The sequence below is a fragment of the Neisseria sp. HMSC064D07 genome, assembly GCF_001837185.1.
Lineage (GTDB): Bacteria > Pseudomonadota > Gammaproteobacteria > Burkholderiales > Neisseriaceae > Neisseria > Neisseria flavescens_C.
Genome location: NZ_KV831670.1, coordinates 1 through 11,932, shown reverse-complemented (window position 1 = coordinate 11,932; position 11,932 = coordinate 1). Strand labels below are relative to the sequence as shown.

Here is an 11,932-nt window from a genome sequence, read left to right as displayed (position 1 = left end):
TGTCTTTATCCTCATCTTTTTTCGGTGCAGGTTTTTTCGCTGCCAAACCCAAAGATTTTTGCCATTCGGCTGGATTTTTTACCAAGTCCAAGGCTTTGCGGAGCTGATCGTCTTTGGCCGGATTTGGAATGCGGCGGCTGGAGATGTCTTCATCTTTGTCTTTTTTGGACTTGTCTTTATCGGCTTTGGTTTCGGCGTTGGCAGGCGTTTCAGTGCTGCTGTTGACGTCTTGGCCGCCCAACGGATTGCCGATATGACCGACCAAATCGGCTTCGCGGCTTTCAAAGGCGCGGTCTTTATCTTTGACTTCAACGTCAGGAACAATGCCTTGTGCTTGAATCGAGCGGTCGTTTGGCGTGTAGTAGAGGGCGGTGGTCAGTTTAACTGCGCTGCCGCCGGAAAGCGGAATCAGGGTTTGCACTGAGCCTTTGCCGAAACTTTGTGTGCCGACGACGACGGCGCGTTTGTGGTCTTGCAATGCACCGGCAACGATTTCGGAAGCGGAGGCCGAGCCTGCGTTAATCAGGACGGTCATAGGAATGGTTTTCAGCTCGGCAGGCAATCCGGCCAACGGGTCTTTGCCGCTGGTGGTGATGTAGTCTTCAGCAGTTGCTTTGAGAACCATGCCTTCTTTTTTGTTGCGGCCTTTGGTGCTGACAACGGTTACGTCAGGTTGCAGGAAGGCTGCGGATACGCCGACTGCGCCGTTGAGCAGGCCGCCCGGGTCGTCGCGCAAGTCGAGGATGATACCTTTGAGCGGGCCTTTGTTTTCTTTGACGAGGGCTTGTGCGGCTTCGTTGAGTGCGGCAACGGTGCGCTCTTGGAATTGGGAGACGCGGATGTAGCCGTAGTCTTTTTCAAGCAGGTGATGGCGCACGCTTTTGACTTTGATGATGGCGCGGGTCAGGTTGACGACGATGGGTTTGTCGGCATTTTTGCGTGAAAGGGTCAGGGTGATTTTGGTACCCGGTTTGCCGCGCATTTTTTTGACGGCTTCGCTGACAGTCAGGCCGCGGGTAGAGGTATTGTCGATTTTGACGATGAAATCGCCGCTTTTCACGCCGGCGCGTTCTGCCGGAGTGTCTTCAATCGGGGCAACGACTTTGACGAAGCCGTCTTCTTGTCCGATTTCCATGCCCAGGCCGCCGAATTCTCCGCTGGTGGATTCTTTCATTTCGGCATAGCCTTTTTTGTCCATATACTCGGAATGCGGATCGAGATCGGACACCATGCCTTTCATTGCGCCTTCAAAAAGCTCGGCATCGGGTTTATCTTGGTAATAGTTGGCTTTGATTTGGCCGTACACTTCTGCCATGGTGCGGATGGTCTGCACGGGCAGGGCCTCGTTATCTTTTTTGTCTTTTTCGGCGGCAAAACTTTGTACACTCAGGCTGAGGGCGATGCCGCTAAATGCGCCGAGAGTGTAGATTGCAACTTTTTTCAAAGTGGATTTTGTTGACATTCGTTTGACTTTCTTTTTGTGTACGGTAAGCAAAGTGGTTTTTGTTTTCTCTGAACCCGTTGACTTTATGTGATTTAAACGCTTGGAACAATAAGTTTAAGGTAAAAGTTTGTTGTTTAATGTGCTGAACAGGCGTGAAAATCGTGTTTTATTGTAGTTTATGATGAAAATTCAGACGGCCTGAAGGGGAAAATTCACTCAGGCCGTCTGAAACATCAGTTAATCCATGAAAGCGGATTCATGACTTGTCCGTTGTAGCGGACTTCAAGGTAAAGGCCGGTTTCGCCCGACGGCAAAGTGCCGCTGGTGCCAATCTTGCTGCCGGCATTGACGGCGTAGTTTTGGGCGATGTCGATTTCGTTCAGGCCGGAGTAAATGCTGACATAGCCGTCACCGTGGTCGAGGACGACTACTTTGCCGTAGCCTTCAAGTTCGCCGGCAAAAGTAACCGTGCCTGAGGCAATGCTGCTGACCGGAGCAGGAACGGTATTGTAGAACACGCCTTTCCAAACTTCGCCATCGCCGCGGTCTTGACCAAACAGGCCTGCCAGTGTGCCGTTGACCGGTTTTTTCAGACGGCCTTGCATACGGCTGAAGCTGTTGGCGTTGCTGACGGTCAAGCCTTGGGTGTTCGGGGCTTGCAGTTTCATGTCTTCGTCAGTCAGCGTAGACATGGCGGCGCGTTCGGCTTCGGCTTTTTGTTGGGCGGCAGCCTGCTCTTTGCGGGCTTTTTCAGCGGCGGCCAAACGGGCTTCGGCGGCTTTTTTACGCGCTTCGGCTTCGGCTTTGCGTTGATCAGCCTTGCGTTTTTCCAAATCTTTCAAGAGATTGTTGAGGCGTTGCTCGTTTTCTCTGTGGTTGATTTTCTTTTGCGCTTCTTTGGCCATTTGCGCGTTTTGACGGCGGCTTTCGGCTTGTTCGGCGGTATTGGTTACGCCTTGTTGACGCAAGGAAGCTTGGATATTGGCTTGCAGTTTTTTCAGGTAGGCCAATTCATTGTTGATTTTTTGCTCTTGCGCTGCCAGCTCTTTCTGTTGTTTTTCCAAGTCTCTCATGACTTGGTCGTTGGCGTTGTTGATATAACGCGTGTAACGCAGGAAGCGGGTTTTTTGACCGGCATCGGCGTTTTTCAGGAAGAGGGCAACCGCATTGGGCTGGCTGTTTTTATAGTTGCCGGACACAAAGCGCGAAATTTGGGCGCGCGTGTTGGAAACTTCGGCTTTTAACTGGTTGGCATCGGCATTGAGTTTTTGGAATTTTTCCCAAGCGTCGCGTTGTTTGCGGTTGATGCCGGAGAGGTTGTTGCGTGTTTGTTGCAGCTGTTTGAGCGTGGCATTAACATGGATAATGAAACCCTCGTTGCGTTTGGCAAAGGATTTCTTGGTTTCCATATCGTTGGCGGCGGCAGTTACGGCTGCTTTGAAATCGTTTTCGGCTGAAGAAGCGGCTTTTGGCTCAACTTTAGGCTCGGCTTTTTTGTTGTGCTCTTTGGCTTTTGTGTCTTTTTTAGCGTCTTTTTTGTCGTCAACCGCTTTTTTTGCAGGCTCTTTGGCTTTGGTTTCCTTAGGATCTGCTTTTTTTACGGGTTCTTTGGCTTTGCTGTCTTTTTTATCTTCAACAGGTTTCTTGTCTTGTTCTTTGGCTTTGCCGGATTTTGCGGCTGAGTTTTTTTTGTCTTTTGCCGTTTCTTTAGGCTCTTCGGCTTTGCGGTTGGCCTTTTTATTGTCGGCAGCAGCTTCGGCGGCTTTAGCCGTTTTGTTTTTGGCTGAAGCGCGTTCGTTTTTGTCGGCAGTTTCCTTCTTTTTGGCAGCTTTGGCTTTAACCGCTTTTTTGTCTTCCTCTTTTTCTTTTACCGCTTGTTTTTTTGAGGTTTCTTTTTTTACATCTGCCTTGGCGGCTTCTTTCTCTTTTTTCACGGGCGCAGCTTTTTTGACGGCGGCCGCTTTTTCTTTCGGCGCGTCTTTGGCAGCATAGGTTGGCAGGGAGAAACTGAGCAACAGGGCGAGAATGAGGGGTTTGTAACGCATGGTTCGATCTTGCTATCAAAGTAGGAACAATAGGACGGATTATACTGTCTGTCAGGCCGTCTGAAAATAATATCGGGTTGCAATATGGACGAACGGTCTTATATAGTAACGATAGAGTAGGCGGACGGGGTTTAGTCTGCCTGGAAACTGACAGTCTGCATCGACAGGATATTATGAAAAAATATTTATTAGTAGTGTTGGGTGCCATGGTTTTGGCGGCTTGCGGTGACAATACCGATAAAATCGGACGCGCCAGTACGGTGTTTCATATGCTGGGTAAAAACGACCGTATTGAAGTGGAAGGTTTTGACGATCCTGATGTGCAAGGGGTTGCCTGTTATATTTCGTACGCGAAAAAAGGCGGTTTGAAAGAAACGGTCAATCTGGAAGAAGATGCCAGCGACGCATCGGTTTCCTGCGTACAAAGTGCGGAAGTCATCCGTTATAACGAGGCTGCGGTTTTGAAACCGCGACAAGTGTTCAAACGCAGTGCCAGCATAGCATTTAAGAGCCAGCAGATTATCCGCTACTACGATCCGAAACGTAAGTCTTTTGCTTATTTGGTATACAGCGATAAAATCGTTCAAGGTTCGCCGAAGAACTCTTTGAGCGCGGTATCGTGTTTTGCCCATGCGAAAACCGATACGCCGGTACCGGCAGGCGGCGCGGTTTACGGTGCGTGCGTGGTGGACGCGCCGGTTGCCGATGGACAAAAATAATAAAATCAGCTTAATAGATTAAAAGAATATGAATTTAGCCAACCATTTCCTGATTGCCATGCCTCATATGGATGATCCGTTTTTTACGGATACGGTCATTTATGTGTGCGAACACGATGAAGAAGGTGCGCTGGGCATCATCATCAACAAACCTTCGCCGATTACCATGGACATGATTTTCGCCGCCGCCGACCGCAATATCCCGTTGCGTCTGCAACATGAAAACGTGATGATGGGCGGGCCGGTTCAGATTGAGCGCGGCTATGTCGTGCATACGCCGATCGGCCGCTGGCAAAACAGCATGGTGGTAACCGATAACGTGGCACTGACTTCTTCGCGCGATGTAATTGAAAACTTGTCTAAAGAAGGTGCGGTGGACAAGGCTTTGATCAGTATTGGTTATTCCAAATGGGGCAAAGGGCAGTTGGAGCGCGAGCTGGCAGAAAATATTTGGCTGACCGTCCCTGCGGATGAGCATATTCTTTTTGATGTGCCTTACGAGCTTCGTTATGCCGCCGCTTTTGAAAAATTGGGCGTCAATCCGAACGCCTTGGTTTCAGGAGTCGGCCATGCCTGATGCACCAAAAGGTACGGTTTTGGCCTTTGACTTCGGCGAGGCGCGTATTGGCGTGGCGCAGGGGGATGCCGAGTTGGGCATGACCCATCCGCTGGCGACGGTAACCGGCAACAGCAATGATGAAAAATTCGAGGCTATTGCCAAGCTAGTCAAAGAATGGCAACCCAAGTATTTTGTGGTCGGCCTGCCGACGCATACCGATGGCACGGAGCATGAGCTGACCCGTTTGAGCCGCAAGTTTGGCCGCCGTTTGCACGGACGTTTTAATTTGCCGGTTTATTGGGTGGACGAAAGGATGTCTTCCTTATACGCGGAAAGCCTACTTGCGGAAGCCCAAGTATTTGGCCGAAAACAAAAATCCGTGCTTGACCAAGTAGCGGCGCAGGCGATTTTGCAAGGCTTTTTTGAAGGTGGCGCGGCCGAGTATTTTAATGGCCGCGAAGAATAAGCATCAAAATTAAAGGCTAAAACCATTGTGAAATAACTCTCTTTATCTTTTCACTCGATAGCGGAACTTAAACACAGGGTTCTGTTTTTTTTGTTCCAAATACGCCTTTTATTTCCCTCGGATACACGATTATTAAGTATCCGAGGGAAATAAATAGAATGAGGAATAGCCAAAACTTTGTGTTTAACTTCTGGTTATTAAGTAAAGAAGATTATTTTGTAAATATATTATCAGACTTAATAAAAAGTATGTTGAATAGAGTAAGTAAAAATTCAAAAATATTATAGTTTTAACTCAATTTACTCTTTTTATATCATGTGAAGTATAATATTTTAGAGTTACAAATTTTGGAGAAGATCATATGGTGAAAGAAACAAAAAATTCTGCATTGACAACCGCACAAGCTTTTTATCATCAAAGTATAGTAGCTCTTGATAAATGTTTTGATATGGGCAAAGGGGATTGTATTTACCTTGAAAAAGATGGTGATATTAGCCTTATTACTGAGGGAGAAAATACAGGAAGCCAAATTGAAATAAAAGATGTTGCAGCGGCACTTACTGATTATCATGAAAGTTTTTGGAAAACACTCAAAAACTGGTTAGCACCCGAATTTAATCATGGACAATATAACCATTTGATCTTACATACTACTCAGCTTTTTGGAAAAACAACAAAACTGGCTCAATGGAATGATAGTAGTCCTCAAGAGCGACTAAAAATACTTAAAGACATTCATTCTTCTAATTCATCTACTTCTGAAATAGCAAAAATGCAAGAAGATATTATGAATAAAGTTGATAATTTTCTTTTACCAGTTATTGGAAAAGTAACGTTATTTACTGCATCGGAAAGCAAAGAACAGATACTAGATAGGATTAAAAAAAGAAATCTTTCAGGAATTCCATACAATAATCAAGATGCTTTTCTACAAGGCTTGATTGGTTTTATTTACAATCTAGGAAATAAAGAGAGTTGGCGTATTTCTTATGGAGAATTCAAAGCAAAATGTGAAGACTTAACATCTAATTTACGTAGAAAGGAATTTACGTTTCCTGATTTTCAAGGATTGATAGCAACAGAACAAGAAGTGGCAAAAAACGCAACTAAGAAATTTGTTTCAAAAATACAAGATATTAATTATCAAGAGGTAATTTCTGAAGCTGTAGGTAATTGGTTAGAGTTTACAAAATCACTTAGTGAAGACTTAGATAATAGCCCTGTTTATAGAGAAAAAACAAAGGGTTACCAGGCGGAGCTTATTTCTATTTATAAGACAAAATATCGGAAAGCTAGGAGGAATTCTACGAATTCTTGTGACTTGTATGATGATATTATTGGTTCTGAACCACTCCTTATAGGTAGCGATAGACCACATATAGCCTATAGAAACGGTGTTATGCATGATGCTATGGATAATAATGATGATTTGAAGTGGGATACTACAAAATGAATACTATTGATGCATTGTACTTAGCTAAATATAACCCTTTCAAGTATGGTAAATATTTAGCTGATTTTTATTCTGAATTAACGGGAGTAGAGAAAAACTCATTACTTTTACCTATTCTTATTCCCTTATTTACCCACCCATTTTTCAAAACCCAAATAGAAAATTCAAATATCCGGAGTTCTATGCATACTGTGTTCTTTAAACATTTCAAAGAATTATATGATTTACAGGATAGGATAAACTCATTAAAGATATTGACATCAGACAGTATCCAATATTGTTTAGTCAATGAATGGTTAGAAACTGATATAAATTCCTTATCATTTATTCCTATCCAAAAAAAGAATAGTAAAAAAAGAATTAGAGTTGCTAAAAATCTTGCTAAATTATTTAGTAATCGTTCTATTTATGAAATTTATATATCGTTAGGAATCAAACCATAAAAACAGTTATCCATGAAATAGGTGTACTAGATCAATTAGGAAAAATTCACAAAATTGAATTGCAAGAAGGCTTAAATATTATCACTGGTAAATCTTCAACAGGAAAAAGTGCTTTAATTGAAATTTTTGATTATTGCTTTGGTGGAGGCTACACCGTTCCAAAGGGGGTAATAACTCAACATGCAGAAATCTATTATTTGTACTTACAAATCCAAGAGCAATATTTTGTTCTTGGTAGGAAAAAAGATAATGGACGTGGATTTTTTAGGAGAGAAGATGCTTACCAATTTAACTTAATTTCTTCAGATTATTTTTTAGAAGAATATTTTCTTACCAATGAGAACTATAAAAAACAGTTAACTAAGCTATTTATAGATATTGTTGATATTAATGAATCTCAGGAAACAACCGAATTTAGAGGTCGTTCTTTACCTAGCCCCTCGGTAAGAAGTTTTATGTCCTTTATTTTACAGCATCAAAATTTAGTCGCAAATAAACATGCTCTATTCTATCGATTTGACGAAAGAGAAAAAAGGGAACAGGCTATTGCCCATACTAAAATCTTCCTTGGTTTTGTCGATCAGAAATATTATTTACTTTCTCAAGAGGAAGCCCAGTTAAAATCCGAAATTAAGGCACTCGAAAAGGAACAAAAAATTATCGAAAAATACATCAACGAAAATAATATTAGTATAGAGAATCAACTTAATGTTCTTTATTCTTTGATGGGAATGGAAAGTCATCCTGTTAAGATGGAGGATATTAGGAGAAACGCTCAAGACTCAAAGCAAACTTTAAATAAAGTTGTTACAGATGAAAACATCATCTACGATTCCAATAGGGAAGCGGTTTTCTTTAAAGGTTTATTAGATAAAATAAATAATGATGACAATAAAAGAAGAAAGTTATCTTTTAAATTAGAGTCTATTCGTAAACACTTAGATACTGAAAAAGAAGTCTCTAATATGCTGTCTTCGATGGAATCATTAAATCAAGTTCAAGTTGGTGTTTGTGTATGCCCTTTCTGCTTATCAGAAAATAATTCACTCACAAGACAGGCAGATCTTCTCGGTCAAGCTATGAAAAAATTATCACAAGATATTGCTCTGAATCATTCACTAAGGTCTCAGTTAGAAGTTGAAGAACGAGAGATCAGCCAAGAAATTCGCGATCTTGATAATAAAATTAAGGAAACAAGACAACAAAAAAGAGAGCTAGAACAAAAAAACGAAGATGTTAAAAAAATTAAGAGTCGTTATGAGCAAATTTTGCAGATCAAAGCGAGTCTATTTTCCATGCTTGATATTCTTGTGCAAAAACAGAGTGGCTTAGGGAATGGTGATGAAATAAATCAATTGAAACAAAGATTAAGCAGCGTTGAAGCAAGTTTAAGTAAGTATAGTTTCAAAAATGATTTAAGCAAAGCTGAAGAGAGAATTAATCAGATCATGTCGGAAATTGGAAAATATTTTGATTTTGAAGATTCTTATAAGCCAATTAATTTGAAATTTTCTTTAAATAGCTTTGATTTGTATCATGATGGTGAAAAAGAGAGATTTATTTACGTTCAATGGGAAGTGGTGCAAATTGGCTTTATTGCCATATTACTTTATTTTTAGCCTTGCACCAATATTTTATTGAATTAGAACATAATGGTTTTAATGTGGCTATACCTTCTATTCTATTTTTAGACCAACCCACGCAGGTGTATTTTCCTAATTTTCAGCATGATAATGCTGAGATATTTGATACTAAAGATATTGCAAATCTGGAGCATAAAGAAAACATTGATGGCGACATTAAAGCTGTAACCCACTTATTTATAAGGTTAGCTAAATATTGTCATGACTTAAAAGAGCAATATGGATATGCACCACAAATTATCATTACCGATCATGCGGATAACTTGGACTTAGGCGATTATGAATTTGAATCGTTTGTGAAAAGTAGATGGAGAACTCGAGGCCTAATTGACATTGATGAATGATACTAATATAACCGATTTTCTTTCCCAATACGCACAAAAGTCTTGGCCTTTGTTTTGTTACGGCTTTGGGATAAAAGAAGTTTAGTTTGGTTAAGCCTGATTTTTTCCGGCATAAATTTTGCTACACTCCGCTTTCTTTTTTTAGACATAAACACACACAAGGAAAAAGTCATGGCACTCATGGACAATCTTTTGAATGCGGCTACCCAAATGTTGGGTGGCAACAGCGGAAACGGCGCACAAGGTTCTCTGACCGATATGGCGATGGATTTGGTGAAACAGCAAGGCGGCGTAGGCAACCTGATCAACCAACTGCAACAAGGCGGTTTGGGCGATGCCCTGAGCAGCTGGATTTCCAACCAATCCAGCAACCTGCCTGTGTCCGGCAGCGACCTGCAAAATGCTTTGGGTAGCGATACGGTAAACCAAATCGCGCAAAAATTCGGCGTGGATGCCGGTCAAGCAGGCGATTTGTTGGCAAAAGTATTGCCTGACTTGGTCGATAAAGCCACTCCTAACGGCACGGCTCAAGATGCGGATGGCTTCGGCTTGGATGACATCGCTTCTATGCTGCTGAAAAACTTTATAAAATAATGAGTTGAATCGTTATGATAAGGCCGTCTGAATCCGTTCAGACGGCCTTATAACTTTTGGTTTACGGTAAATAACCAATTAATCTTTTTCTAACAAAAACGAATGGCTTATCATGCCCACTTCGTTTTATTACAAAAAAGGTCATAAAAATGTCACGTTTAACCATACACACAGTTGAAACCGCTCCTGAAGCTGCTAAACCACGCATTGAAGCCGTATTGAAAAACAACGGCTTTATTCCTAACCTGATCGGCGTTTTGGCCAATGCGCCGGAGGCTTTGGCGTTTTATCAAGAAGTCGGCAAAATGAATGGTGCCAACAGCCTGACTGCCGGCGAAGTCGAAGTCATTCAAATCATTGCCGCGCGTACCAATGAATGCGGCTTCTGCGTTGCCGGCCACACTAAACTGGCAACCTTGAAAAAACTGCTTTCCGAACAATCCATCAAAGCTGCGCGCGCGTTGGCTGCAGGCGAGTTTGACGATGCCAAACTGAGTGCTTTGGCGACATTCACCCAAGCCGTTATGGCGAAAAAAGGCGCGGTATCCGACGACGAGCTGAAAGCATTCTTCGATGCCGGTTACAACCAACAGCAAGCCGTTGAAGTCGTTATGGGCGTTGCTTTGGCAACCTTGTGCAACTACGTCAACAACCTTGCCAAAACTGAAATCAACCCTGAATTGCAGGCATTTGCCTAATCTCATCAAAGGCCGTCTGAAAATTCAGACGGCCTTTTAGTAAAAAGCAAGGATATCCTTGTTGCCAAGAATAATTCATGAGTAGAACCATCTACGCTTCAAACCTTATTCAGAGGAAAAAATCATGACACGCGAAGCTTTACTGAACAATGTTGCCGAACTCGTTAAAAGCAAATTAAAACCATTGGTAGACGACATCGACCGCAAAGGCCTGTACCCGAAAGAATTTATGCTGGAATTGGGCAAAATCGGCGGTTTTGCCGCGACCGGTACGGTTGAAGAAGGCGGTAACGGTTTGGGTTTGGCAACGCAAATCGCCGTATTGCGCGAAATCGGTAAAGAATGCGGCGCGACTTCGTTCAGCGCATGGTGTCAGGCAGCTTGCGCGTGGTATCTGCATCAATCCCCCAACCAAGCGGTTAAAGCCAAATATTTGGCCGATATTCTGCAGGGCAAAGTTTTGGCCGGTACGGGCATGTCCAATACCGTCAAACACCTTGCCGGTATCGAAAAACACAATCTGCAAGCCGAACGTGTCGAAGGCGGCTACAAAATCAACGGTGCTTTGCCTTGGGTATCTAATATCGGCGAAGACCACATTTGGGCAAATACCGCCCAAATCGGCGACAGCTATGTGATGTTTATCACCGGCGGTCAATGGGAAGGCGTTACCCTGCAAGATTGCCCTGAGTTTTGCGGTTTGGAAGGCACGCGCACTTACAGCCTGAATTTTAAAGACGTGTTTATTCCCGATGAAGATGTGATTGCTGCGCCTGAGCAGTTCCAGTCTTATATCCCGACCATTAAAGCCGGTTTTATCTTGCTGCAAATGGGTATCGGCGCCGGTGTGATTGACGGTGCGCTCGGTATTATCCGTATGGCCAATGTAGTGAACGCGGAAGTGAACGCTTACCTTGACCACAGCTACGATGAGTTGAAAGCTGCGTTGGACGGCGCATGGGCGGAAACCGAACGCCTTGCCGATGATGCGTGGAACAATAAACCTGACACGCTGGCAACCTTGAAACTGCGTGAAGCGGCTGCCGTATTGGCATTGAACGCCACTCAATCTGCCGCATTGCATGCAGGCGCGAAAGGCTATCTGATGCGCAGCCCGGCACAACGCCGCGTCCGCGAGGCCATGTTTGTCGCCATCGTAACACCGGCCATCAAACATCTGCGTAAAGAAATCGCCGCTTTGGAAGCAGCTCAATAAATTCAAAATATCAACAATAAAACACACGAAAGGCCGTCTGAAAATACGGTTTCAGACGGCCTTTTAAAATAGAAGGAACACCAAATGGCTCAATATATGTGCGGCCCTTGCGGCTGGATTTACGATGAAGATGTCGGCGACCCCGAACACGGCCTGCCGGCAGGTACCAAGTTCGAAGACATCCCCGACGACTGGAAATGCCCTGAATGCGGCGTAGGCAAAGAAGATTTCTACCTTCTGGACTTTACCATATAAATTATCCGATTATTTAATAAAAAGGCCGAGACCTTTGCAAAAAAGCCCTTCCT

The 11,932-nt window shown here is 43.4% G+C and carries 13 protein-coding genes; 11 read left to right on the top strand and 2 right to left on the bottom strand.

Going from position 1 to position 11,932, the window contains the following annotated elements; all coding sequences use genetic code 11:
* Positions 1-1,462, bottom strand: a 1,462-nt coding sequence (locus HMPREF2608_RS03485) for a S41 family peptidase (protein ID WP_070825985.1), incomplete at its 3' end; no start/stop codon positions are given.
* A gap of 215 nt (positions 1,463-1,677) precedes the next feature.
* The gene (locus tag HMPREF2608_RS03480; protein WP_070825984.1) at positions 1,678-3,489 is read right to left on the bottom strand and encodes a murein hydrolase activator EnvC family protein; all 1,812 of its coding nucleotides are present in this window, start codon (positions 3,487-3,489) and stop codon (positions 1,678-1,680) included.
* Between the two features lie 173 nt (positions 3,490-3,662).
* On the opposite strand from HMPREF2608_RS03480, the gene HMPREF2608_RS03475 reads away from it, so the two are divergent.
* From HMPREF2608_RS03475 to HMPREF2608_RS03430, 11 genes are all read left to right on the top strand, one after another.
* A complete protein-coding gene (locus HMPREF2608_RS03475; protein ID WP_049328632.1) occupies positions 3,663-4,208 on the top strand; it encodes a CreA family protein in 546 nt (181 codons plus the stop codon).
* A 28-nt stretch (positions 4,209-4,236) separates the two neighbouring features.
* The gene (locus tag HMPREF2608_RS03470; RefSeq protein ID WP_070825983.1) at positions 4,237-4,785 is read left to right on the top strand and encodes a YqgE/AlgH family protein; all 549 of its coding nucleotides are present in this window, start codon (positions 4,237-4,239) and stop codon (positions 4,783-4,785) included.
* Entirely contained in the window at positions 4,778-5,233 is a 456-nt protein-coding gene (ruvX, locus tag HMPREF2608_RS03465; protein ID WP_003680463.1) for a Holliday junction resolvase RuvX, read from the top strand. The genes HMPREF2608_RS03470 and ruvX overlap by 8 nt, the downstream gene beginning before the upstream one ends.
* A gap of 361 nt (positions 5,234-5,594) precedes the next feature.
* Entirely contained in the window at positions 5,595-6,686 is a 1,092-nt protein-coding gene (locus tag HMPREF2608_RS03460) for a hypothetical protein (RefSeq protein WP_070825982.1), read from the top strand.
* Complete coding sequence (locus HMPREF2608_RS03455) at positions 6,683-7,129, top strand: three component ABC system middle component (protein WP_070825981.1); 447 nt, start codon at positions 6,683-6,685, stop codon at positions 7,127-7,129. Before HMPREF2608_RS03460 ends, HMPREF2608_RS03455 begins: the two co-directional genes overlap by 4 nt.
* A 59-nt stretch (positions 7,130-7,188) precedes the next feature.
* A complete protein-coding gene (locus HMPREF2608_RS03450; RefSeq protein ID WP_210402758.1) occupies positions 7,189-8,748 on the top strand; it encodes a DUF3732 domain-containing protein in 1,560 nt (519 codons plus the stop codon).
* Positions 8,700-9,116: a DUF3732 domain-containing protein gene (locus HMPREF2608_RS11535; protein WP_210402757.1), complete on the top strand. Its 417-nt coding sequence runs from the start codon at positions 8,700-8,702 to the stop codon at positions 9,114-9,116. The genes HMPREF2608_RS03450 and HMPREF2608_RS11535 overlap by 49 nt, the downstream gene beginning before the upstream one ends.
* Before the next feature lie 171 nt (positions 9,117-9,287).
* Entirely contained in the window at positions 9,288-9,710 is a 423-nt protein-coding gene (locus HMPREF2608_RS03445) for a YidB family protein (RefSeq protein ID WP_070825980.1), read from the top strand.
* 149 nt (positions 9,711-9,859) lie between these two features.
* Positions 9,860-10,408, top strand: a complete 549-nt coding sequence (locus tag HMPREF2608_RS03440) for a carboxymuconolactone decarboxylase family protein (protein ID WP_063068843.1) — start codon at positions 9,860-9,862, stop codon at positions 10,406-10,408.
* Positions 10,409-10,532: 124 nt separating this feature from the next.
* Positions 10,533-11,624: an acyl-CoA dehydrogenase family protein gene (locus tag HMPREF2608_RS03435; RefSeq protein ID WP_070825979.1), complete on the top strand. Its 1,092-nt coding sequence runs from the start codon at positions 10,533-10,535 to the stop codon at positions 11,622-11,624.
* Between the two features lie 84 nt (positions 11,625-11,708).
* On the top strand, positions 11,709-11,879 hold the full coding sequence (locus HMPREF2608_RS03430) for a rubredoxin (protein ID WP_003747315.1): 171 nt from the start codon (positions 11,709-11,711) through the stop codon (positions 11,877-11,879).
* The last annotated feature ends 53 nt before the right edge of the window (positions 11,880-11,932 follow it).